Annotated in this window: 23 protein-coding genes and 1 tRNA gene; 13 read left to right on the top strand and 11 right to left on the bottom strand. The window is 73.1% G+C overall.

The window, feature by feature from the left end; genetic code table 11:
* Both CIB93_RS16775 and CIB93_RS16780 read right to left on the bottom strand, forming a co-directional pair.
* A partial coding sequence (locus CIB93_RS16775; protein ID WP_143660059.1) for a serine/threonine-protein kinase occupies window positions 1-1,247 on the bottom strand: 1,247 nt, incomplete at its 3' end.
* Between the two features lie 184 nt (window positions 1,248-1,431).
* A complete protein-coding gene (locus tag CIB93_RS16780; protein ID WP_096627651.1) occupies window positions 1,432-2,241 on the bottom strand; it encodes a VOC family protein in 810 nt (269 codons plus the stop codon).
* A gap of 389 nt (window positions 2,242-2,630) precedes the next feature.
* Here CIB93_RS16780 and CIB93_RS16785 point away from each other — a divergent pair, with 389 nt between their 5' ends.
* Window positions 2,631-3,278: a TetR family transcriptional regulator gene (locus tag CIB93_RS16785; RefSeq protein WP_096627652.1), complete on the top strand. Its 648-nt coding sequence runs from the start codon at window positions 2,631-2,633 to the stop codon at window positions 3,276-3,278.
* Between the two features lie 124 nt (window positions 3,279-3,402).
* On the opposite strand, the gene CIB93_RS16790 is transcribed toward CIB93_RS16785, so the two are convergent.
* Together CIB93_RS16790 and CIB93_RS16795 are read right to left on the bottom strand one after the other, a co-directional pair.
* Window positions 3,403-3,882: a nitroreductase/quinone reductase family protein gene (locus CIB93_RS16790; RefSeq protein WP_096627653.1), complete on the bottom strand. Its 480-nt coding sequence runs from the start codon at window positions 3,880-3,882 to the stop codon at window positions 3,403-3,405.
* A complete protein-coding gene (locus CIB93_RS16795; RefSeq protein ID WP_096627654.1) occupies window positions 3,882-5,093 on the bottom strand; it encodes an acyl-CoA dehydrogenase family protein in 1,212 nt (403 codons plus the stop codon). The genes CIB93_RS16790 and CIB93_RS16795 overlap by 1 nt, the downstream gene beginning before the upstream one ends.
* 203 nt (window positions 5,094-5,296) lie before the next feature.
* Here CIB93_RS16795 and CIB93_RS16800 point away from each other — a divergent pair, with 203 nt between their 5' ends.
* The 4 genes from CIB93_RS16800 to CIB93_RS16815 all read left to right on the top strand — a co-directional run bounded on the left by CIB93_RS16800 (window position 5,297) and on the right by CIB93_RS16815 (window position 8,846).
* Window positions 5,297-6,487, top strand: coding sequence for an acetyl-CoA acetyltransferase (locus tag CIB93_RS16800; protein ID WP_096627655.1), 1,191 nt, complete (start codon window positions 5,297-5,299; stop codon window positions 6,485-6,487).
* Between the two features lie 56 nt (window positions 6,488-6,543).
* Window positions 6,544-7,230 (top strand): pyridoxal 5'-phosphate synthase, encoded by a 687-nt coding sequence (locus CIB93_RS16805; RefSeq protein ID WP_096627656.1) that lies wholly within the window; start codon window positions 6,544-6,546, stop codon window positions 7,228-7,230.
* Window positions 7,231-7,314: 84 nt separating this feature from the next.
* Window positions 7,315-8,223 (top strand): zinc metalloprotease HtpX, encoded by a 909-nt coding sequence (gene htpX / locus CIB93_RS16810; RefSeq protein ID WP_096627657.1) that lies wholly within the window; start codon window positions 7,315-7,317, stop codon window positions 8,221-8,223.
* A gap of 29 nt (window positions 8,224-8,252) precedes the next feature.
* A complete protein-coding gene (locus tag CIB93_RS16815; protein WP_096627658.1) occupies window positions 8,253-8,846 on the top strand; it encodes a hypothetical protein in 594 nt (197 codons plus the stop codon).
* 64 nt (window positions 8,847-8,910) lie between these two features.
* Here CIB93_RS16815 and CIB93_RS16820 read toward each other — a convergent pair whose 3' ends face one another.
* Window positions 8,911-10,128, bottom strand: coding sequence for a cytochrome P450 (locus CIB93_RS16820; RefSeq protein WP_096627659.1), 1,218 nt, complete (start codon window positions 10,126-10,128; stop codon window positions 8,911-8,913).
* Window positions 10,129-10,538: 410 nt separating this feature from the next.
* On the opposite strand from CIB93_RS16820, the gene CIB93_RS16825 reads away from it, so the two are divergent.
* Together CIB93_RS16825 and CIB93_RS16830 are read left to right on the top strand one after the other, a co-directional pair.
* Window positions 10,539-11,789: a cytochrome P450 gene (locus CIB93_RS16825; RefSeq protein ID WP_096627660.1), complete on the top strand. Its 1,251-nt coding sequence runs from the start codon at window positions 10,539-10,541 to the stop codon at window positions 11,787-11,789.
* A gap of 29 nt (window positions 11,790-11,818) precedes the next feature.
* Window positions 11,819-12,010 (top strand): hypothetical protein, encoded by a 192-nt coding sequence (locus tag CIB93_RS16830; protein ID WP_096627661.1) that lies wholly within the window; start codon window positions 11,819-11,821, stop codon window positions 12,008-12,010.
* A 25-nt stretch (window positions 12,011-12,035) separates the two neighbouring features.
* Here the strand turns inward: CIB93_RS16830 and CIB93_RS16835 are convergent, their stop codons facing one another.
* Both CIB93_RS16835 and CIB93_RS16840 read right to left on the bottom strand, forming a co-directional pair.
* Entirely contained in the window at window positions 12,036-12,494 is a 459-nt protein-coding gene (locus CIB93_RS16835) for a Zn-ribbon domain-containing OB-fold protein (protein ID WP_096627662.1), read from the bottom strand.
* On the bottom strand, window positions 12,491-12,943 hold the full coding sequence (locus CIB93_RS16840) for a DoxX family membrane protein (protein WP_096627663.1): 453 nt from the start codon (window positions 12,941-12,943) through the stop codon (window positions 12,491-12,493). Before CIB93_RS16840 ends, CIB93_RS16835 begins: the two co-directional genes overlap by 4 nt.
* Window positions 12,944-13,141: 198 nt before the next feature.
* On the opposite strand from CIB93_RS16840, the gene CIB93_RS16845 reads away from it, so the two are divergent.
* The 3 genes from CIB93_RS16845 to CIB93_RS16855 all read left to right on the top strand — a co-directional run bounded on the left by CIB93_RS16845 (window position 13,142) and on the right by CIB93_RS16855 (window position 15,977).
* Window positions 13,142-14,338 (top strand): NAD(P)/FAD-dependent oxidoreductase, encoded by a 1,197-nt coding sequence (locus CIB93_RS16845; RefSeq protein ID WP_096627664.1) that lies wholly within the window; start codon window positions 13,142-13,144, stop codon window positions 14,336-14,338.
* Between the two features lie 245 nt (window positions 14,339-14,583).
* Window positions 14,584-14,937, top strand: coding sequence for a VOC family protein (locus tag CIB93_RS16850; RefSeq protein WP_096627665.1), 354 nt, complete (start codon window positions 14,584-14,586; stop codon window positions 14,935-14,937).
* Between the two features lie 74 nt (window positions 14,938-15,011).
* Window positions 15,012-15,977, top strand: a complete 966-nt coding sequence (locus CIB93_RS16855) for an AraC family transcriptional regulator (RefSeq protein WP_096627666.1) — start codon at window positions 15,012-15,014, stop codon at window positions 15,975-15,977.
* Between the two features lie 200 nt (window positions 15,978-16,177).
* Here the strand turns inward: CIB93_RS16855 and CIB93_RS16860 are convergent, their stop codons facing one another.
* A complete protein-coding gene (locus CIB93_RS16860) occupies window positions 16,178-17,059 on the bottom strand; it encodes an NAD(P)H-binding protein (protein WP_096627667.1) in 882 nt (293 codons plus the stop codon).
* A 152-nt stretch (window positions 17,060-17,211) separates the two neighbouring features.
* Window positions 17,212-17,285, bottom strand: a tRNA-Met gene (locus tag CIB93_RS16865).
* Window positions 17,286-17,602: 317 nt separating this feature from the next.
* Here CIB93_RS16865 and CIB93_RS16870 point away from each other — a divergent pair.
* Complete coding sequence (locus CIB93_RS16870; RefSeq protein WP_096627668.1) at window positions 17,603-19,831, top strand: acetate--CoA ligase family protein; 2,229 nt, start codon at window positions 17,603-17,605, stop codon at window positions 19,829-19,831.
* Window positions 19,822-20,649, top strand: coding sequence for an enoyl-CoA hydratase/isomerase family protein (locus CIB93_RS16875; RefSeq protein WP_096627669.1), 828 nt, complete (start codon window positions 19,822-19,824; stop codon window positions 20,647-20,649). The genes CIB93_RS16870 and CIB93_RS16875 overlap by 10 nt, the downstream gene beginning before the upstream one ends.
* A gap of 28 nt (window positions 20,650-20,677) precedes the next feature.
* On the opposite strand, the gene CIB93_RS16880 is transcribed toward CIB93_RS16875, so the two are convergent.
* The gene (locus tag CIB93_RS16880; RefSeq protein WP_096627670.1) at window positions 20,678-21,613 is read right to left on the bottom strand and encodes a pyridoxamine 5'-phosphate oxidase family protein; all 936 of its coding nucleotides are present in this window, start codon (window positions 21,611-21,613) and stop codon (window positions 20,678-20,680) included.
* A 101-nt stretch (window positions 21,614-21,714) separates the two neighbouring features.
* Window positions 21,715-22,170 (bottom strand): VOC family protein, encoded by a 456-nt coding sequence (locus tag CIB93_RS16885; protein ID WP_096627671.1) that lies wholly within the window; start codon window positions 22,168-22,170, stop codon window positions 21,715-21,717.
* Between the two features lie 171 nt (window positions 22,171-22,341).
* On the opposite strand from CIB93_RS16885, the gene CIB93_RS16890 reads away from it, so the two are divergent.
* The gene (locus CIB93_RS16890; protein ID WP_096627672.1) at window positions 22,342-22,929 is read left to right on the top strand and encodes a CGNR zinc finger domain-containing protein; all 588 of its coding nucleotides are present in this window, start codon (window positions 22,342-22,344) and stop codon (window positions 22,927-22,929) included.
* Window positions 22,930-22,943: the final 14 nt, after the last annotated feature.

Genomic DNA, 22,943 nt, shown 5'->3' on the forward strand with positions numbered 1-22,943 from the left:
CCCGAGGCGCTCAGCCCGGCGGGCGGCCGGACCCAGCCCGTCGCGGCGGCCGGATGCGCGGCGGCCGCGCCGCGTACCTCCCCGGCCCGCAGACCGGGGCCGATCGGCACCTTGGCACCGGCCAGCTGGACGGGCCCGCTGTCGGGGGCGGCGGAAGCACCCGGGGGCGACGAGGCCGGAGCGGAACCGTTCGGCATCGGCGAGGACGGGGCGAGCGGGGATGCCAGCGGGGAGGGCGAGCGCAGATCGGCCCCGCTGCGCCAGGCGGTGTCCTGGTCCCTGCCCCGGTCCTGCGGCGGCCGGGGCGGCTGCTGCGGGGGCGGCGGCACGACCGGCGCGGGCGGTGTCGCACGGCCGCCGCCCCTGCGCTGCTCGATCATCGCCGTGGCCCGGGACGGCAGCCAGGCGGAGGCGGTGCCGCTGTCATCGCTGCCGGAGGCGAAGAGGTGCGGGGCGAGCTGGGCCTGGAGGTCGGCGGGGCTGGGGCGCCGGGTGGCGTCCATCTGCATGCACGACTCGATCAGCGGCCGCAGGTCGTCCGGCAGCCCCTCCAGGTCCGGCCCCTCGCGCAGCAGCATGAACACCGTCTCGACCGGGTTGGCCCCGTGGAAGGGGGCGTGGCCGGTGGCGGCGAAGACGAGGGTGGAGCCCAGCGAGAACACGTCGCTGGCCCCGGTGACGCTGCGGGAGTCCCGGGCCTGCTCCGGCGACATGTACGCGGGCGTGCCGACGGCGACGTTCGTCATGGTCAGCCGGGTGTTGGAGACGCCGGACGCGATACCGAAGTCGATCACCCGGGGACCGTCCTCGACGACGAGGACGTTGGACGGCTTCAGGTCACGGTGGACGAGGCCCGCGCCGTGGATGGACTGGAGGGCCTCGGCGATGCCCGCGGCCAGCCAGCGCACGGCCTGGGTCGGCATGGGGCCGCACTCGTTCACTATCTCTTCGAGCGAGGGCGCGGGGACGTAGGCGGTGGCCAGCCAGGGCACGGTGGCACGCGGATCGGCGTCGACCACGGCGGCGGTGTAGAAGCCGCTGACGGCACGGGCCGCCTCGACCTCGCGCGTGAAGCGGACCCGGAACAGCTGGTCCTCGGCGAGCTCGGTCCGTACCGTCTTGATCGCCACTCGCCGGCCGGACGCCGAGCGGGCGAGATAGACCAGCCCCATGCCGCCGGCCCCGAGCCGTCCCAGCACCTCGAACGGGCCGATCCGTCTCGGGTCGTGCTGCGTCAGCTGCTCCACCACTTGCCTGCCACCTCCCCGTACGGACCTCGGCGACGAAGTCCGCGAATTACCGCCCGGTCGAATCCCGCCCTGCGCGCACCCCGATTGTTGCTGGCTCGGGCGTCGGTTGCGAACCCGGGGGCGGATGTGGGTGTCTCATGTCACTTCGGCCGGTATCCGCCCACAACGGGTCCGCAACGGGTTACGGAAGCAGTTCTCCGGGCTGCAGTACGGCGAAGGCGGCGCCCTGGTCGTCGTGCAGGACCGCCGTCCGGCCGTAGGGGATGTCGAAGGGCGGCTGGGCGACCCGGCCGCCGAGCCGTACGGCGAGTTCGGCGGCCGCGTCGCAGTCGGCGACGGCGAAGTAGATGAGGAAGTAGCTCGGCATCTCGGCCGGGAACGCGTCCGTGATGACGCTGCGGCCGCCGACAGCGGTGCCCGGGCCCGGTTCGGCGCCCTCGGGGGACCACATCCGGAAGTCGACGAGCGCCTCCGTGTCGCCGGAGACGTCGTGGCCCGCCTCGTCCGGATCGGTGGCGCGGAAGCCGAAGACCTGCTCGTAGAACGGGTCCACGCGCTCCGGCTGCCGGGTGTAGACCTCGGTCCAGCAGAAGGAGCCGGGGTCGTTCTGCTTCTCGAAGCCCTCGCGCTCCCCGGGCTGCCAGAGGCCGAAGACCGCTCCCCCCGGGTCGGCCGCCTGCGCGAGGATTCCGGCCTGCCCGGCCCGTACGGGGTCGGTGATGATCTGGCCGCCGTGCTCGCGGATCGCGGCGACGGTGGCCCGGATGTCGTCGGTGGCGAAGTAGACGCCCCACGCGGTGGGCATCCGGCCGTCCTTCTTGGCGGCCAGCGCGGCGACCAGGCGGCCGTCGCTCAGCGCGTCCGCGAAGGGCATGCCGTCGCCCGCCCGGAAGGTCCAGCCGAAGAGGCCGCCGTAGAAGCGCTTGCCCGCTTCGAGGTCGGGTAGCTGCACGTCCGCCCAGCACGGCGCGGAATGCGCGAATGCGGCCATGGGCCCGGATCCTTCCGTAGCAGTGACGCCCGTCACAGTCAACGTAACGTCGGGTCCGGTCCGGCGCGCCCCGACGCACGCGTATGCCTGCCTGCGCCTGGCCGTACGCATGCCGGACAGACCCAAAGGGAACATCCGGGGAACATTTGCCCGAACAGTGAAGGGCAGCTCACCATGTGGACGAAAGTTGTCCACCGAAGTTGTCCACAGGCTGTTGATAACACTTACGCCGCGCGCCGCCGCCGGTGCCGCCCCGGACTTCCGGCACCCTCGCGCACCGCGGCCGAAAAGCATCGCCCCCCGCCGCCGCACACCCCGCGAGTCCTGCGGCGTTCCCCATTTGCAGTCGGCCGAATCGCGCTCCCATCGCCCCTCGGTAAGCTGACGGCATGACAGGACAAGTACGCACCGTCGACGGCCGCGTGGCCGGTCGACGCGGTCAGGCGACGCGGCAGAAGCTGCTCGACTGCCTCAGCGAGATGCTCAGCTCCTCGCCGTACCGGGACGTCAAAGTCATCGACGTCGCCCGGAAGGCCGGGACTTCACCCGCGACTTTCTACCAGTACTTCCCCGATGTGGAGGGCGCCGTCCTCGAAATCGCCGAGGGAGTCGCCAAGGAGGGCGCCGGGCTGACCGAACTGGTCGCCGGGCGCCCCTGGGTCGGCAAGGCCGGCTGGCAGACCTCCGAGCAACTCGTCGAGGGATTCCTCGACTTCTGGCGGCACAACGACGCGATCCTCCGGGTGATCGACCTCGGCGCGGCCGAGGGGGACAAACGGTTCTACAAGATCCGCATGAAGATCCTGAACTCGGTCACCAACTCCCTCACCGATTCGGTGAAGGAGCTCCAGTCCAAGGGCAAGGTCGACAAGGACGTCAGCCCGGCGGCGATGGCGGGCTCCCTGGTCGCGATGCTGGCCGCGGTCGCCTCGCACCAGAAGGGGTTCACCACCTGGGGCGTGAAGCAGGCCGAACTGCACCCGAACCTCGCACTGTTGGTCCACCTGGGCATCACAGGCAAGAAGCCCACGAAGTAGGCCCGAAACCCCCAGCCGCACGTCCTGTCTCACCGACGGCGGACCACCACGCACCTTCGCCTGTGGTCCGCCGTCGGCGTTCCCGGACGTTTCCCCAGGACACACCCCTGCCTCCCCTACCGCCCTACCGCCTCTCCAGCCGGAACAGCCGGATCTCCCGCTCCACGCGCTTTTGATACGCCGCGTAGGGCGGCCAGAAGGCGAGTGCGGTCTCCCACACCCGGGCCCGCTCCTCACCCTCCAGCAGGGCCGCGCGTACCGGGATGTCCCGGCCGCGCCAGTTGATGACGGCCTCGTCCGGGCGGGCCAGCAGGTTCGCGGTCCAGGCCGGATGCCCCGTACGGCCGAAGTTGCTGCCGACCAGAATCCAGCGGCCCTCCGCCTCGTCCTCCGGCATACAGGCCAGCGGGGTGGTCCTCGGCCGGCCCGTGCGCGCTCCCGGCACCCTGAGGACGAGCCCCGGCAGCATCCGGGCGCTGAGCAGCACCTTGCCCCGGGTGAGCCGGTGCACGGTCCGGTCGAGGGCGGGCACCACGTGCGGGGCGACCCGCGCGAAGGCGCGGGTGGCGGAGACCTTCTGGACGAGGCGTACGCCGCGGGCCATCAGACGCCCGCCCTGTGCGGAGCGGTGGCGGACGACCGGCCGGTCCCGAAGATTCCGGCGCACTGAGCCGCGTGGTCGCGCAGCCGGTGGACCGGACCGAAGAGCAGCTCGTCGCCCGCCGCCCGCTTGAGATACAGATGCGCCTCGTGCTCCCAGGTGAAGCCGATGCCGCCGTGCAGCTGGACGGCCTCCCCGGCGGCGATCCGCGCCGCCTCCAGGGCCTGGGCGAGCGCGAGGGGCCCGGCGTCCGGGTCCCAGGCCGCGTAGAGGGCGGCGGAGCGGGCGGCCTCGACCCGTACGTACAGGTCGGCGAGGCGGTGTTTGACCGCCTGGAACGAGCCGACGGCCCGGCCGAACTGTTCGCGTGCCTTCACGTAGTCCACCGTCCGCTCCAGTGCGCCCGCCGCCGTGCCGACCGCCTCGGCGGCCAGGACCGCGGCGACCGTGCGCCCGGCGGCGGCCAGCGCGCCGGCCGCGTCGGCGGATTCGGCCGCGCCGAGCAGCTCGGCCCGGGTGTCGCGCAGCTCGACGCGGGCGAGGGGGCGGGTCTCGTCCACGGCGGTGAGCCTGGTTCGCGCCAGCCCGGCCGCCTCCTCCGGGCGCACCAGGAACAGGAGCGTACGGCTGCGGGGGTAGCCGCCCGTGTGGGCCGCGACCAGGAGCAGTCCGGCGCTGTGCCCGTCCAGGACCCGGTCGGCCTCGCCGTAGAGCCGCCAGCCGTCGCCCTCCCGCTCCCCGCGCGCCTGGACGCCGCCCGCGCGGCCGCCGCCCGCCCAGGACCCGTCGCGGTTGTCGCCGGTGAGAGCGAGGCCGGTGGCGAGGGAGCCGCCGGGGACGGCGAGCGCGGCGGTCAGGGTCCCGTCCGCGATCCGGGGCAGCAGGGTGGCGCGCTGGTCGGGGGTGCCGAGGGCGGCGATCAGGGGGGCGGCGAGCGCGGCGGTGGCGAGCAGCGGGGAGGGCAGCAGCGCGCGGCCCGTCTCCTCGCAGGCGAGGGCCAGCTCGGTGACCGTGCAGCCCGCCCCGCCGTACTCCTCCGGGAGCGCGAGCCCCGGCAGACCGAGGTCCCGGGAGAGCCTGCGCCACAGAACCGGGTCGTAGCCCTCGGCGGTGCGCACGGCGGCCCGGTTCGCGTCCGGCCCCGCGTGCTGGGCGAGCAGGTCGCGCAGGGTGCGGCGGATCTCGTCCTGCTCCGCGGTGAAGGCGGCGTCCATCTGCGGGCTCCTTCCCCTCAGGGACCGGCGGCCCCTCAACTGGCGATACGCAAACTGACGGTGCGTCATATTAGGGGCGAGGGGCGGGGAATCCCAGAGTCCCGCACGCGCCGGACCGAGGGAAGCCGCCCCGCGCACGCGACCGCACGGGCGCGGCTGCGGATGCGGTTACAGGCGGACATATCTGATGTACCGTCAGATTCATGTCTGCCGCCCCGACTTCACCCCTCCGCCGCCCCCGCAAGGTCGCCGTCGTCGGTATTTCGCTCGCGGACTGCGGGCGCGCCGACGACGCCACCCCGTACGCCCTGCACGCCCAGGCCGCCCGCCGCGCCCTGGCCGACTCGGGCCTGGACCGCTCGGTCGTCGACGGCTTCGCCTCCGCCGGGCTCGGGACCCTCGCCCCGGTGGAGGTGGCCGAGTACCTGGGGCTGCGGCCGACCTGGGTCGACTCCACGGCGGTGGGCGGCGCGACCTGGGAGGTGATGGCCGCCCACGCGGCGGACGCCATCGCGGCGGGCCGGGCCCGGGCCGTGCTCCTCGTCTACGGGTCGACGGCCCGCGCGGACATCAGGGCGGGCCGCCGCACGTCGAACCTGTCGTTCGGGGCGCGGGGGCCGTTGCAGTTCGAGGTGCCGTACGGGCACAGCCTGATCGCCAAGTACGCGATGGCCGCCCGCCGCCATATGCACGAGTACGGCACGACGCTGGAGCAGCTCGCCGAGGTGGCGGTGACGGCACGGGCGAACGCGGCGGCGAACCCGGAGGCGATGTTCCGGGACCCGATCACCGTGGACGACGTCCTGTCGGGCCCGATGATCGCGGACCCCTTCACCAAGCTGCACTGCTGCATCCGCAGCGACGGGGGCTGCGCGGTGCTGCTGGCCGCCGAGGAGTACGTCGCCGACACGGCGAAGGCCCCCGTCTGGATACTGGGGACCGGTGAGCACGTCTCGCACTCCACGATGTCCGAGTGGGAGGACTTCACGGTCTCCCCCGCCGCCGTATCGGGCCGCCTCGCCTTCGAACGGGCCGGGGTGACGCCCGCGGACATCGACCTGGCCGAGATCTACGACGCGTTCACGTACATGACGCTGGTGACGCTGGAGGACCTGGGTTTCTGCGCGAAGGGCGAGGGCGGCGCGTTCGTCGAGAAGGGCCGCACGGGCCTGCGCGGAGAGCTCCCGGTCAACACGGACGGCGGCGGCCTCTCCGCCTGTCACCCCGGGATGCGAGGACTGTTCCTCCTGGTGGAGGCGGTGAGGCAACTGCGCGGCGAGGCCGGGGAGCGCCAGGTCCGCCGCCCGGGCGGGGATCTGCCGGAGCTGGCGGTGGCCTCGGGCACGGGCGGCTGGTTCTGCTCGTCGGGGACGGTGGTGCTGGGACGGGGATGAGGGGGCGGAAATGCGGGGGCGGGGGCCTCCTCACAGCCGTACGGTCCAATAGCCCCATGACCGACGACACCGCTACCCCGCACCCCTCCCCCGCCTTCCGCGAGCTCCTGCACGCCCAGCGCGTCTGGGACACCGAGCTGCCGTCCTTCGACCCGGCGACCGCCCCGCCCGCCCCGCTCCCCCTCTTCCACCACTGGTTCGCCGAGGCCGTGGCGGCCGGGCAGCCGGAGCCGCACACCATGAGCCTCGCGACCGCCGACGCCGAGGGGCTGCCCGACGTGCGGACGCTGATGCTGCACGACGCCGACGAGCGGGGCTGGCACTTCGCCACGCACGCCACCAGCACCAAGGGCCACCAGCTCGCCGCCCGCCCGTACGCCGCGCTCGGCTTCTACTGGCCCGCACAGGGACGGCAAGTACGGGTCCGGGGCCCGGTCCACCGCTGCACCCCGGCCGAGAGCCACGCCGACCTGCACGCCCGGTCCACCGGGGCGCTGGCCGCCGCCCTCACCGGGTCGCAGAGCGAGGTCGTGGAGTCGGTGGCCGCCCTCCACCGGGCAGCGGAGACGGCCTGGGAGCGGGCGCGGGAGGAACCGGACGCCGAGGCCCCCACCTGGACGCGGTACGTGGTCGAGCCGGCCGAGGTCGAGTTCTTCCAGGGCGACGCCCGGCGGCGGCACGTCCGGCTCCGCTACCGCCGTTCGGAGGGCGCCGCATGGACGCGCGAGCTGCTCTGGCCCTGAGGCCCGCACGGCGGACTTAACCCGGTTTCAACAGGAAAGGGGCACTATGGAGACAGGTGTGAGGTGAGCTGTTGGGAGGCACCGATGCCACGAGCCCGTTCCCGTTACGCCCCGGACCGGGGTCTGACCGGCCGCATGGTCACCACCATGTTCCTGATCGGCCTGCTGTACGTGGTCTTCGTGGGCGTGCTCCTCGCGGCCCTGCGCGGCTCCTGGCCGATCATCCTGATCATCACGGGCGGCCTGTTCATCGCCCAGTTCTGGTTCAGCGACCGCATCGCCGCGTACGGCATGGGCGCCCGCGAGGTCACCCCCGAGCAGGCCCCCGAGCTGCACGGGACCATCGACCGGATCTGCGCGCTGGCGGACATGCCGAAGCCCAAGGTGGCCATCGCCGAGAGCGACGTACCGAACGCGTTCGCCACCGGCCGCAGCGAGAAGACGGCCCTGGTCTGCGCGACGACGGGCCTGCTGCGCCGCCTGGAACCGGAGGAGCTGGAGGGCGTCCTCGCCCACGAGATGTCGCACGTCGCGCACCGGGACGTCGCCGTCATGACGATCGCCTCGTTCCTAGGCGTACTGGCGGGCATCATCACCCGCATCGCCCTGTGGGGCGGCTTCGCGCGCAGTCGTCCTGGCAACGACCCGGCGGGCATCCTCCTCCTGCTCATCCCGCTGATCAGCGCCGTCGTGTACGCGATCAGCTTCCTGCTGACCCGGCTGCTCTCCCGCTACCGGGAACTGTCCGCCGACCGCGCCGCCGCCCTCCTCACCGGCCGCCCCTCCGCCCTCGCCTCCGCCCTGACGAAGGTCAGCGGGCAGATGGCCCGCATCCCGACCGAGGACCTGCGCAAGGCGGAGCCGTACAACGCGTTCTACTTCGTCCCGGCGTTCTCCGCGAAGGAGAGCCTGGGCCGGCTGTTCTCCTCCCATCCGACCCTGGAACAGCGCCTGGACCAGCTGTCCCGCATCTCCACCGACCTGTCCCGCTGAGCGCTTCAACGTAGTGAGGAGTCACGCCCGTGGGCCTGCTCGACGCGATCCTCGGCCGGAGCAAACCGGTCCGCCCCGACCTCGACCAGCTCTTCGCCGTCCCCTCGGCCGCCCTGACCCTCCAGGCCGCGACCGGCTTCACGCCGACCGGCCTGGGCTCCGTCTGCTTCGCGGGCGTGGAGGGCGGCGGTTTCGCGCGCCTCCAGGAGGACGTACGGGAGCTGCTCGACGCGGATACGGAGCGCGGGGGCATCCCGGTGGAGTTCAGCCGGGACGCGTACGGCTACACCTGGCTGCTGGCCAGCCACCCGGCCGACGACACGGCGGGCCTGGTCAACGACCTGCACGCGGTGAACACCCTGCTCCAGGACGGCGGCTTCGGCCCGCACCTGCTGTGCTCGCTGATCGGCTTCCGGGACGGGGAGGGCGCCGGGGGCCGGTCGCTGGCGCTCGTGTACCTGTACAAGCGCGGCACGTTCTACCCGTTCGCCCCGCTGCCCGGCGGTGCCGAGAAGCGGGACAACCAGCTGGAGCTCCAGGTGCGGGGAGCCCTCGGCGACGACCTCCGGGTGGAGAAGGACCTGACGCGGTGGTTCCCGGTGTGGGGTGCGCCGGGGCTGTGAGGCCCGCGCCGGAGCTGTGAAGCCCGCGCCGGGTCCATGAGGCCCGCGTCGGCACTCCGGCACCTCACCACCGGACCGGAACCTTCCGTTCTCCGCGAACGAGCAGCCCCGACATCCGGTCCCCCGGAGCCCCGTCCGGGGCGAGCGTCGGGCAGCGGTCGAGCAGGGTGCGGAAGACGATGCGCCCTTCGAGGCGGGCCAGCGGTGCGCCCAGGCAGTGGTGGACGCCGTGACCGAACGCCAGATGCCCACGGTCCCCGGCTGCCGTACGGCGGATGTCGAAGCGGGCCGGGGAGGCGACGCGGGCCGGGTCCCGGCCCGCGTCGGCCAGGGCGATCAGGACCACTGCGCCCGCGGGGACGACCCGGCCGCCGATCTCCACCGGCTCGACGGCCACCCGGGGCGGTGCGGTCTCCACCGGGGCGTCGTAGCGCAGCATCTCCTCCACCGCCCCCGCCACGAGGCCGTCCAGGTCGCCGCGGAGCAGGGCGAACTGCTCGGGGTGGGCGAAGAGCGCGCGGACGCCCTTGCAGATGAAGTTCACCGTGGACTCGTGCCCCGCCAGAAGCAGCAGGAGAGCCATCGAGAGCAGTTCGTCCTCGCTCATCCGGTCCCCGCCCTCGTCGACCGTGTGGATCAGGTCGCTGAGCAGGTCGTCCCCCGGCGCCTCGCGCTTGGCGGCGATCAGCCCGTCGAGATACGGCACCGCCGCCGCCTGCGCGGCCCGCGACGCCTCGGCACCGGTGGGCGCGGTGATCTCGTCGGACCACTGCCGGAAGGCACCCCGGTCCAGGTCCGGAATGCCGAGCAGCTCACAGATGACGGTGATCCGGAGCGGGTAGGCGAGCGCGTCCACCAGATCGGCCCGGCGGTCCTCGGCGGCGAGCATGTCGCTCACCAGCCCGTCGGTGACTTCCTGGATGCGCGGGGCGAGAGCGGCGACGCGGCGCGGGGTGAACGCGCGGGCGGCCAGCCGCCGCAGCCGGGTGTGGTCCGGCGGGTCGCTCAGCAGCATGTGGGCGTTGCCGGGGCCGTCCGTGGCGGGCGGTGCGTCGAGACCGGTGGCCAGATGGCCGTTGCGCCGCCAGTCCCGGCTGAGCCGGGGGTCGGTGAGCGCTTCCCGGCAGGCGTCATGGCCGACGACGAGCCAGAACCGCTCCTCGCCACCCCCGCGGATCTCGTGGACAGGCCCGCGGGCCCGCAGCACGGCGTAGGCGGGGTAGGGATCGGACCCGAAGGCGGGATCGATGTCGAGGAGATCGACTGCGGCCGGGTCCGTCACAACAGCTCCCCTGATGAGTCGTGTGAGTCGAGTGAGTCGTTGAGTTGAGTCGTGTGAGGCGTGGTGGTGGTCCGGCCCGTGAGCCCCAGCGGTTCGTCCGGCCACACTAGCCCGCCGAACTTCCTGCCGTAACAGTGAGTTGCCGAAATTTTTCCTGTAACTCTGTTTATACGACGTCACATTGGGCCATGTTCCTACCGCTGACGACGGTGGTCACACCGTCGATGTTCCCCATGTACGAGGAGGTGTCTGATGGCTAAGCGCATTCTTTACAAGGCTGCGAGCAAGTTCGGCTTCACGACCAAGGGAGCCGCCGGGGCCTACCCCTGGATCCCGTAGTACGTCAGTCCCGATGACGGCCCGGCCCCGCCTGTCGGGGCCGGGCCGTTCACCGACCCAGGGGTGTCCCGTTGACCGAACAGACCATGCCCCGCCCCCCGGTCCGCACGGGCACGACGCAGGCCGGGCTGATGGAGCAGTACGAGAAGGACCGCCTCGGCCATCTCCTGGCCTCGGTCGAGCGGCACGGCCCGGTGGTGGAACTGACCGAGGGCACCGTCCTCGTCAACGACCCGGCCGCCGTCCACGACGTACTCCGGCGCACGAACACCGACTTCCTCGTCACCGGCAACATCCGGCGCGACGAGGTCAGCGGTGTGCGCGGCGACCCGGCCACCGAAGCGTGGATGCGGGGTCGGCGCGCCACCCAGAAGGGCATGTCTCCCCCAGCGCTGGAGGCCCACCGGGTCTGGCTGACGGAAGAGACCGGCCGACTGTGCGACCGTTGGCAGGCCCGCTCCTCGGTCACCGACCCCGTCGCGGAGCTGGAGCAGCTGTCCGCCCGCTCCTTCGCCCGGTTCTGCTTCGGCACCCGCGACGCCGGGGCCGCCGCCGCACGCACCGGCGACCTGCTGAACTCGCTCACACCGCTGATCAGCAGCCCCTTCCACTTCCCGCCCGCCGTACGCCGCTTCCTGCCCCGCTACCGCCGGTCGGTCAGCGCGCAGAAGAAGCTTGAGGAGGAGCTGCGCCGGGCGCTCGACGGGCCAGGCGAGGGCGGACTCGTCGCGTCGCTGGCCACCGCCGGCCTGGACGGCGAGGCGACGGTCCGCATGCTCGTCTCCAACGGCCTCGCCTCCTACCGGGTCCCGGCGGCCGCCGTCACCTGGGCCCTGGTGGCACTGGCCCGCGAGCCGGACGTGGCCGAGGAGTGCGCGGCCGCCGTGGACCCGGGCGGCGGCGCCACCCCGGACATCCTGCGCTGGACGATCGCCGAGTCGCTGCGCCTGTGGCCGCCCAACTGGCTGATCCTGCGCACGGCCAACGGCCTGCAGACCTGCGGCGACTGGAGCATTCCGGCCGGCGCGGCGGTCATGATCTCGCCGTACGTCATGCACCGCACCGCACCGGTCTTCACCGACCCCTCGGCGTTCCGCCCGCACCGCTGGGCGTCGCTCCAGCCGGCCGCCGGGGAGTACCTCCCGTACGGGATCGGCAGCCGCTGGTGCGTCGGCAAGGCGCTGGCGGACCTGGAGCTGGCGACCGTCCTGTCCACCCTCGTGGCCCGGTTCCGCTTCACCGTGGAGCGCATGGACCCCCTCCCGGATGTACGGACGACGCTGCTCCCGGCCGGCCTCACCCTGGGGCTGCGGCCCCGCTGAGGCCCCCGGCCTCAGCCGTTGAGGACCGCGTGGTCCAGGAACGCGGTCCAGGCGGCCGCGACGAGTGGGTGGGCATCCCCGCCCCGGACGGCAACACGTACCCGCTGAGCTGGCGGTGCGGGGCGCCGGAGGAGGAGGAGGAGGAGGAGTTCGTTGACCCGGAGCTGCCGCACGGGCTGGTGTCGGCGCAACTGGCCCCGGCGGCGACCGAGGGCGGGTGACGGCCGGCGGCCCCAGCCCGCGAGTTCAGGCAGTCGGCTCAGGCAGCGGCCGGAAGACCGGTACGGCCTCCCCGCCCTCCGCCTCCTCCGCGCCCCGGAACGTGACCGTCAGCCCTATCCCGACGCGGAGCCCGGCAGGTGCGCACTCCACGACCTCCGTCATCATCCGGGGCCCTTCGGCGAGGTCGACGACGGCGGCGACGTACGGGACACGGGAGCCGAAGGGCGGCAGGTCGTTGCGGTGGACGACGGACCAGGTGTAGAGGGTGGCGTCCCCGCTCGCGGGCTCCCACTCCACGTCCTCGCTCCAGCAGTACGGGCAGAACTCGCGCGGGTAGTGGTGCGCCCGGCCGCAGGCGGCGCAGCGGCGGATCAGCAGCCGCCCCTCCCCCGCCGCGTCCCAGTACGGGCGGGTGAAGGCGTCCGGCTCCGGGAGGTCGAAGCGCGGGACCGCCGCGCGGTCCGGAGGCGTCCCCGGGCTCACAGGAACAGCCCGAACGCCGCGTCCAGCGACCACGTCTGCCAGGCCATCGCGAACAGGGCCACCAGCGAGATCAGCGCCATCATCGCGTTCTGCCCCTGCTCGGCCCAGTCGTGGATCATCAGGACCAGGTAGAGGAGGTTGAGGAGGAGCCCGGCGGCCAGGGCGACCGGGGTCAGGAACCCGGTCACCAGGCCCAGCCCGATGGCCAGTTCGGCGTAGACGACGACGTAAGCCATGAGCTTCGGGTGCGGCGCGACGATCCGCCGGAAGCCCGTGCGCACGGCGCCCCAGCGGTGCTTGCCCGCGACGTCCGCCGCCCAGGCGATGCCCGTACCGCGTTCGAACCAGCCCTTCTTGTCCTTGTGCCGCCAGCTCTCCAGCCACCACAGGCCGAGGCCTATGCGCAGGACGGCGAGCCATTCCGCACCGCTGAGCCAGATCGTCCGCATCGGGCCTCCGATCGCTAGTTTCTGACGGTACGTCAGTTCAGCGGATGCGGGGCGCCCGGCGCAAGAGGTGCGCACGCACCTCGGCACGGGCGGCCCCGCAACGCCCCGCGACACCCCGCGACCCCCCGTGATCAATTCGCAACCGATTTCCCTCTTGACCGAGACCCATCAACAGAGCGGGCGATTACGCTCCGAACCATGCCCAACAGCCCGTCCATCGCAGGCAGCCACGACGCCGTCGCCCTCACCGACCGTACGGACGACCGGCCCGTCTACGTCATCGGCGGCGGCCCCGGAGGCCTCGCCGTCGCCGCGGCGCTCCGCGCACGGGACGTACGGGCGGTGGTCCTGGAGAAATCGGACCGGGTCGGCGCGTCCTGGCGGGGCCACTACGACCGGCTGCACCTGCACACCACCCGCCGCTGGTCGGCGCTGCCGGGGCTGCGGATACCGCGCAGGTTCGGGCGATGGGTCGGCCGGGACGACCTGGTGCGGTACCTGGAGAAGTACGCCGAACACCACGAGCTGGAGGTGGTGACGGGCGTCGAGGTGACCCGTGTCGACCGGGCCCCCGACGGCTCCGGCGACTGGCAGCTCACCGCGACCGGCGGCCGGGTCCTGCGGGGCCGCGCGGTCGTCGTGGCCACCGGCTACAACCACACCCCGCGCATCCCCGACTGGCCGGGCCGCGACACGTTCACGGGCGAGCTGCTGCACGCGGCGCAGTACCGGAACCGCGCCCCGTACGCGGACCGGGACGTCCTGGTCGTCGGCATCGGCAACACGGGCGCGGAGATAGCGGCGGACCTGGCGGAGGGCGACGCGTCCCGGGTGCGCATCGCGGTCCGCACGCCCCCGCACATCGTGCGCCGCTCCACCGCGGGCTGGCCCGCCCAGGCCACCGGCGTCCTGGTCCGCCGGCTGCCGGTGTGGCTCGTCGACCGGGCGGGGGCCGTACTGGCCCGAATCACCGTGCCCGACCTGACCGCCCACGGCCTCCCGCGCCCGGAGACGGGCCTGTACTCCCGGGCCCGGCAAGGCGCGATCCCGGTCCAGGACGTGGGCCTGATCGACGCGGTGAAAACCGGCGCGGTGGCGCCCGTCGCCACGGTCGCCTCGTTCGACAAGGACACGGTGATCCTGGCCGACGGCACCCGTCTCACCCCGGACACCGTCATCGCCGCGACCGGCTACGACCGCGCCCTGGAGCCCCTGCTCGGCCACCTGGACGTCCTGGACGCCCGGGGCCGCCCGCTCAGCCACGGCGCCCGCTCCCCGAAGCAGGCCCCGGGCCTCTACTTCACCGGCTTCACCAACCCGATCAGCGGGATGCTCCGCGAACTGGCCCTGGACGCCGAGAGAATCGCCAAAAGGGTGGCGCGGGCGTCGCGCTGAGGGACGAGTGGACCGCCCGGAGCCTGCGAGCACGGTGCGCCGCGTGAGCGATTTCTGTGAAGTGACCGTGGACGAGGTCGGCGTACCGCTCCGCTGACTCGCTGAACACGTTCACGACACCCCGCCAGCGAGCGAACGGTACGGTCCGGGTACTACCGTGTGCACGAGGAGCTGGCGCCGATCGCGCTCGAAGTCATCGGCGATCAGGCCAACCTGGTGCAGGCCCTTCTTCCGAGGAGTCGATGATGTCCGTCCGCCGTGTCGTGCCCAACATCCGGATCGGTTCGGAGGACGTTCAGGAGAGCCGGGAGTTCTACGGACTGCTCGGCTTCGAGGAGGTCATGAACCTCGGCTGGATCACGACCGTCGCGGCGGCGTCCCGTCCGCAGGAGCAGGTCAGCTTCATGACCCACGACCTGACAGCCCCGGTCGTCCCCGACCTCAGCGTCGAGGTGGACGATGTGGACGCGGCCTACGCCCTCTTGCGGGAGAGCGGCGCGGAGATCCTCCACCCGCTCCAGGACGAGCAGTGGGGCGTACGGCGGTTCTTCGTCCGGGACCCGAACGGCCGGGTGGTCAATGTGCTGAGTCACCGCTGACAGAGGTGCCACACGGCGGTGGCCCCTCCGGGAAGCGCCCGGCTTTCGCCGGTGTTCTGCCTATCGTGAGCGCCATGGACGTGTTCGACGAGCTGTTGCAGGGTGTGCGGGGCAAGGGGGCGGTGTTCGGCCGGTCGATGCTGTGGCCGCCGTGGTCGCTGCGGTTCACCGACGGGGCCTATCTGACCATGTGCATGCCGCTGCGGGGTGCGGGGTGGATCGTGCCCGAGGGCGGCGAGCCGCTGCGGGTGGAGGCCGGTGACGCCGCGATCGTACGGGGACCGGCGCCGTTCGTCTTCACCGATGAGCCGGCGAACGGCACGGGGCCGGGGGGCGGTTCCGGGCCCGATTCCGGATCGGGCGAGCACGTGCGGGAGGTGCGCTGGAGGCGGGGGCAGGACATGGCCGACGCTCCGGGCGGTGATCCCGAGCTCGACTCGCCCACCGTCCTGCTGGTCGCCACCTACGACGTACGGACGGAAGTCCCGCAGCGGCTCCTGCGAGCGCTCCCGCCCGCCCTCGTCGTCTCCGACGACGAGGACTGCTCACCCCTGCGCGACTACCTGGAGGCGCGGATGGGCGGCAGGCGGCCGGGGGATCAGATCGTCCTCGACCGGCTCCTGGACTGGATGCTCGTGTGTACGCTGCGGGACTGGTTCGACCGGCCCGAGGCCGACCCGCCGGGCTGGTACGGCGCACTCGGCGACGAGGTGGCGGGCCCGGCCCTGCGGGCGATGCACGAGGACCCGGCGCACCCCTGGACGACGGCGGAGCTGGCGAGCCGGGCGGGGGTCTCGCGGACGACCCTGGCCAAGCGGTTCACGGAACTCGTGGGGGACGGGCCGGTGGCGTATCTGACCGAGTGGCGGATGACCCTCGCCGCCGACCTGCTGACCCGGCCCGAGCTGACCGTCGCGGCGGTCGCCCGGCGGGTCGGCTACGCGGACGCCTTCGGCTTCAGCGCGGCGTTCAAACGGCTGCGCGGCGAGAGCCCGAGCGCGTACCGGCGGGAGGCGGTGGCGTCCGAGGCGGTGGGGTGAGACCGGGGGTCCCGCGCCCCGGTGGGGTGGGGTGAGACCCGGGGGTCCCGCGCCCCGGTGGGGTGGGGTGAGGCCGGACGCCCCGCGCCCAGGCGGGAGGCGGCGAGGCGGGAAAGGGCGAAGCGGGACGGGCCCGGGTGGGCCCGGTGTCAGGCCCACCCGGGCCCCCGGGCCGCCCCGATGTCAGGCCGTCCCAGGCCTCAGGCCCACGACCCCTTCGCCGCCGCGTCACGGACGAAGTCGGTGAAGTCGCGCGGCTCCCGGCCCAGCGCCCGTCGTACGCCGTCCAGTACCGGGGCCTCCCGGCTCGCGGCGATCGGCCTCAGCACGACGGTCCAGAGCTCGGCCTCGGCCTCCGGGACGCCCTGGGACAGCAGCCCGTCCCGGAAGGTGGACTCGTCGATGGTGACGTGGGTGGCGCGCACCCCGGTCTCCTTGGCGATCTCGTCCAGGGCCTCCGCGATGCTGAGCGCCCGTCGGCCGGACAGTTCGTACACCTCGCCCGTGTGGCCGTCCTCGGTGAGCGCGGCCACGGCCACGTCCGCGATGTCGTCAGCGTCGACGAACGCCGCCCGGCCGTCCCCGGTGGGCAGGGCCAGCGTTCCGCCGCGTACGCCGCCGAGGAAGGCGCCCTCGTTGAAGTTCTGGGCGAACCAGCCCGGCCGCAGGATCGTCCAGGGCACTCCGGAGGCCCGGACCGCCCGCTCACCCTCACCGTGCGGGCCGCCGTCGTCGTGACCGGGGCCGAAGTAGCCGGGCGTGCCGGTGCCCCGTGCCGAGAGCAGGACGATGCGCCGCACCCCGCTCGCGACGGCCTGTTCGACGAAGGCCGGTGTCGGGGAGGGAGAGGCGTCCTGCGGGACGATGTAGACGGCTGCGGCCCCGGCCAGGGCCGCCTGCCAGGTGGCGCGGTCCTGCCAGTCGAAGGGGGTGTCGCCGGACCGCGAGGCCGCCCGGGTCTCCACCCCCCGCTCGCGGAGGCGGGCCACGACCCTGCGGCCGGTCTTGCCGGTACCGCCGACCACGAGCACGGGGCCCTGCGTCTCGGATGTTTCAGGTGCCTGGGGCGTCTGGGATGTCATGGATCAAGCGTGCGCCGGGCGCGGCCGGGCGCCCATGGGCCAGCGTCCGCGAAGGATGTCCGAGCGTCCGGCAGGGCCGGGGACACCGGGAAGGGAGCGGGCACGACCGAGGCCCGGATCCTGGGGATCCGGGCCTCGGTCGTCTTCATCAGTAGCGGGGACAGGATTTGAACCTGCGACCTCTGGGTTATGAGCCCAGCGAGCTACCGAGCTGCTCCACCCCGCGTCGGTGAACACCACCTTACGCCACGGATTACCCCTCCGTGACCACGGGCCTTCGCCTGCACGAACCACGTGAGCCTTTTACCCGCACAGAGACGTGAGCCATTGCCTGCACGGAGGCACGTGAGCCACTACCCGCACAGACCATGCGAGCCATCGCCTGCACAGGCCATGCGACCCATTGTCCGCACAGACCATGCGAGCCTTTGCCTGCACACCCATTCCTGACGCAGCGTCAGTTCAGTAACCTGACAGAGTGTCAGCCAACCGGCCGGCCTCGCCCCTTCCCCGGCGGGCCATCGAGCAGGAGTGGGCGGAACGATGCTTGGATCGACTCACGGCACCCTCACCACCGACTTCCGCGCCCGGGTGGTGGCCTGCGGCGAGGAGCCGCACGCCTCGGTCGTCAGTCTGCCGACGGCCACACGGCAGGGCGGGCTCGATGTCAGCGGGCGGCCGCTGCACCTGGCCGTACCCGACCTGGACCGCTTCTTCCGGCCCCGCTCGGTGGCCGTCGTCGGGGCCTCGGACGCCGAAGGGCGCCCCAACACCGGCATCACCCGGCAGCTCATCGCCTGGGCCGAACGGGTCGGGGCGCGGCTGCACCCGGTGCACCCGGCCCGGGAAGCCGTCTTCGGCACCGCCTGCTTCCCCTCCGTCGCCGAACTGCCCGAACCCGTCGACCTGGCGGTCCTGCTGATCGCGGACCCGCTCCCGGTGATCGACGAGCTGGCCGAGGCCAAGGTGCCCTTCGCGGTCGCCTTCGCCTCCGGGTTCGCGGAGACCGGGGAGGCGGGCGCGGTGGCCCAGGCCCGGCTGGCAGCGGCCGTGGAGCGATCCGGGCTACGGCTGCTCGGGCCGAACACCAACCTCAACGCCTTCGAGAGGTTCCGGGACGACCTGGAGGGCCCGGCCATCGCCCTGATCACCCAGTCCGGACACCAGGGCCGCCCGCTGTACGCCCTCCAGGAGCTGGGCGTCCGGCTCTCGCACTGGGCCCCGACGGGCAACGAGGCCGATCTGGAGACCGCCGACTTCCTCGCGTACTTCGCCCAGCTCCCCGAGGTGGGGGCCATCGCCTGCTACGTCGAGGGGCTCAAGGACGGCCGGTCCTTCCTGCTCGCCGCCGACCGGGCCGCCCGCGCCAAGGTCCCGGTCGTCGCGGTGAAGGTGGGCCGCACGGAGACCGGGGCCGAGGCCGCCGCCTCGCACACCGGGAAGCTGACCGGGGCGGACCAGGTGGTGGACGCGGCGATGCGGCAGTTCGGGGTGATCCGGGTGGACGGGCTCGACGAGCTCCAGGACACCGCGGCCCTGCTGGCCCGCGCCCGGCCGCCACAGGCCCAGGGTGTCGCGGTGTACTCGATCTCCGGCGGCACCGGCGCCCACTTCGCGGACCTGGCGACGGCGGCGGGGCTCTCGCTGCCCACCCTCTCCCGGGCCAAGCAGGACGAGCTGCACACCTGGATACCGGGCTACCTGAACGTCGCCAACCCCATCGACAACGGCGGCCACCCGGTCGGCGACTGGCGCGGCCGGAAGATCATCGACGCGATCCTCGCCGAACCGTCCGTCGGGGTGCTGATCTGTCCGATCACCGGCCCCTTCCCCCCGATGAGCGACCGGCTCGCCCAGGACCTGGCGGACGCGGCGGAGGCCACCGACAAGCTGATCTGCGTGATCTGGGGCTCGCCCGTCGGCACCGAGGACGCCTACCGCACCACGCTGCTGGGCTCCTCCCGGCTCGCCACCTTCCGTACGTCTCGCAACTGCGTGACCGCCGTGAAGGCCTACCTCGACCACCACCGCTTCGCCGCCCGCTACGACTCCCCCTTCGAGGACGCCCCGCGCACCCCGTCGCCCTCCTTCCGCAAGGCGCAGGGCCTGATGCGCCCGGGGCAGCAGCTCAGCGAGCACGCGGCGAAGCAGCTGCTGCGCGCGTACGGAATCCGCGTGCCGCGCGAGCAGCTGGTGACCAGCGCCGCGGCCGCCGTACGGGCCGCCGGGCCGGTCGGCTACCCGGTGGTGATGAAGGCCTCCGGGCCCCGGCTCGCCCACAAGACGGAACTGGGCCTGGTGAAGGTCGGCCTCACCTCCGCCAGCCAGGTCCGGGACGCCTACCGGGAGTTGACCGACATCGCCCGGTACGAGTCGGTGGACCTGGACGGCATCCTGGTCTGCCAGATGATCGACCGGGGCGTCGAGATGATGGTCGGCGTCACGCACGACGCCCTCTTCGGCCCGACGGTCACCGTGGGGCTCGGCGGGGTCCTGGTGGAGGTGCTTCACGACGCGGCGGTCCGGGTGCCTCCCTTCGGCGAGCGGGACGCCCGGGACATGCTGGGCGAGCTGCGCGGCCGGGCGCTCCTGGAGGGGGTGCGCGGCGGGGCCCCGGTGGACGTGGACGCGCTCGTCGAGGTGGTGCTGCGGGTCCAGCGGATGGCCCTGGAGCTGGGCGACGACCTGACCGAGCTGGACATCAACCCGCTGGTGGTACTGGGCCGCGGGCAGGGCGCGGTGGCCCTGGACGCGCTGGCGGTGTGCCGGTGAGCGGGGAAGCGGCGGGCACCGGGCCGGAAGCGGCGACCGTCCTGCACTCCCTCGACGGCGGTGTCTCGTGGATCACCCTCAACCGGCCCGAGGCCATGAACGCCGTCACCTGGGACCAGCGGGAGCGAATCATCGCCCTGCTGGCCGAGGCCTCCGCCGACCCCGCCGTACGGGCCGTCGTGCTCACCGCCACCGGCCGCGGCTTCTGCGCGGGCGCCGACCTGCGCGGCACCCCGGCCCCCACCCGCGAACGGGCCCCCGGGGACGTCGCCCGGACGATCCGGCTCGGCGCGCAGCGGCTCGTCGCCGCTGTACTGGACTGCGAGAAGCCGGTGATCGCCGCCGTCAATGGGACGGCGGCCGGGATCGGCGCGCATCTGGCGTTCGCCTGTGATCTGGTCCTGGCGGCCGACACGGCGAGGTTCATCGAGGTCTTCGTACGCCGGGGGCTCGTCCCGGACGGCGGCGGCGCGTATCTGCTGCCCCGGCTCGTGGGACCGCAGCGCGCCAAGGAGCTGATGTTCTTCGGGGACGCCCTCACGGCGGCGGACGCCGAGCGGCTGGGACTGGTCAACCGCACGGTGCCGGTAGGGGAGTTGGAGGCCCTGGCCAAGGAGTGGGCCGCCCGGCTGGCGACGGGCCCCACCCGGGCCCTCGCCCTGACCAAGCAGTTGGTGAACGCCTCCCTGGACGGCGACCGGGCCACCGCGTTCGCGGCCGAGGCCGCCGCCCAGGAGATCAACATGACCACCCGCGACGCCGACGAGGGCGTGGCGTCCTTCGTCGAACGCCGGACGCCGGAGTACCGGGGCCGCTGAGAGGGGCACGGCTGCGGGAATCAGCGGGTCAGCCGGTCACCGGCGGGTTGAAGCGATGGAAGACGGGTTCCGACCAGCGCAGCGGGGAGGCGGCGGCGATCTCCCGTACGGCGGTGACCTCGAACTCCACGAGACGCTCCGCCCCCGCAACCCGCGCCACCGCGTCCCCGTCCCAGACCGTGCGGGCGAGACCGGTCAGCTGGAGGGAGGTCCCGGTGTCCCAGCCGGGCACGAGAAGACCGGCGGCCGGGTTGAGTTCGAGGTTGCCCAGGGTCAGGAACATGCCGTTGCCCGCGTAGTCGGGCCAGCGCAGCAGCCGGGGCGTGAGCACCTGGACGAAGCCCGGATTGCCACCCCGGTGCGAGGCGTCGGCGTCGCCCCGGTCGGACGCGGTGGCGACGAAGAACGTGTCGGCGGCCCGCAGCGCCTCCTGCTGCGCGGGGCTCAGGGCGTCGCCGGCCGAGACCGTGTGCCGCTGCCCGGTCTCCTCGCCCGGACCGATCCGGCGGTGCCGGCGCGCCTGGATGTACTTGGGGCAGTTGGCGACGGCCTGGTCGAGCGTGACGCGGAGCCCGTCCCCGTCACGGACCGCCCGGCCGTTCATCCGCATCCGGCGACGGGTGGCCGGTTCGATGCCGATCATGCCGACCCGGGCGGGGGCGGCCCCGCCCGTACCGGCGCCGGACAGCAGACCGGCCAGCGGGTCGTCGGGCGGGGGCAGTGCCTCGATGATCAGCGTGTCCGGGGCGGGAACACTCAGGAACCCCGGTTCGCCGGTGAGCTGGGTCGCCCAGATCCGCCCCCGCTCGTCCGCGCCCCCCACCACCAGGAAGGGCTGTCGGCCGAGGAAGTCCGCCGCCACCTCGGGGATGTCACGGCGGATGGCCCGCTGCGCACCGGCCGCCCGCCGGGCGAGACCCGCCCGCTCCTGGACGGCGACCTCACCCCGGTGATATCCGCTCATGGTCCTGCACCCTGCCCTTCCACTCCGCCCGCGCCTGCCTGTGCCTGCCTGTGCGCCTGTGCGCCTGTGCGCCTGCGCCCAGAAGTCCGCTCTGCCGGTGCCTAGAAGAAGCCGCAGGTGGGAGCCCCGGCGGTCGGGGCGTCCGCCGGGTCGGCCCCGGTCGGCGCGTACACCTCCAGGCGGATGCCGTCGGGGTCGGCGAAGAAGATGCCGCCCGAGACGCCGCTCTCGCCGTGCGGCACGACGCCCTCGTGGGCGAACTCCGCGCCCAGCCCGCGCAGGACCTCTTCGGTGGCCCGGACCTCCTCGACGGAGTCCACCTGGAACGAGAGGTGGTGGAGACCGGGGAGCGCGGTCGCGAACGTACCTTCGCTCTGCTGCCACAGGGTCACCACGAGCCGCGCGCCGCGCCCCAGGAAGATCCAGCGGCGATCGGCGTCCTTGCCTTCGGCCAGCACCTCGAAGTCGAAGACCTCGCGGTAGAAGGCGGCCGAGCGCTCCAGGTCGGTGACGTTGAGGCCGACGTGGCCCGTCTGGAGGTTCTTCACCCTGCTCATGGTCGATCCCGTTCCTTCGGTCAGGGTCGCGAGACGCTCTCGTAACCGTTGATATGGAGTTTGAGGGTTAGAAGGAGAGAAGGTCAACCGGTGATCTTCGTTTGGCTGGTTATGATCGAACGGATCAGTCACCCCCCTCCCGCGTGCCCGCGTAACGGAAGGAGCCCAGCCGTGTCGCATCCCCCCGGGGCCGACCCCCGGCCACTGACCGGTGAGCCGCTCGCGCTCGATCTGCTCAACACCCGCTGGATCGACGGCGACGGCCCGCACGACCTGCTGGACTCCACCGCCGGGCTGGCCGTCTGGCTGAACAGCCCCCCGGTACGCGAACAGCTCCGGCCCACTCCCGACCCGGCCGCCGACCGCGCCACGCTGGACCGGCTGCTCCTGGCCCGGTCGGCGCTCGACGCACTGGCCGCCACTGCCGCCCGCCAGGATCCGGCCACCCCCGAGGGCGCCGGCCGGCTGAACGAGGTCCTCTCCCACGGGCGCATCCGCCGCACGCTGGGGCCCGACGGGGTGCCGGAGTCGGTCACGGAGATGGACGACCCGTCCTGGGCCCCCGCCTGGTACGCGGCGGAGAACTGGCTGCGCCTGGTCGCGGACCGGCCCGACCGCATCCGCCCCTGCGCGAACCACGCCTGCGTCCTGCACTTCTACGACGTCTCCAAGAACGGGACGCGCCGCTGGTGCTCCATGGCGGGCTGTGGCAACCGCGCGAAGGCGCAACGCCATTACGCCCGGCGCTCCGGGACCTGACATCGGACCCCGCC

This window comes from Streptomyces sp. WZ.A104 (genome assembly GCF_002382885.1).
GTDB lineage: Bacteria > Actinomycetota > Actinomycetes > Streptomycetales > Streptomycetaceae > Streptomyces.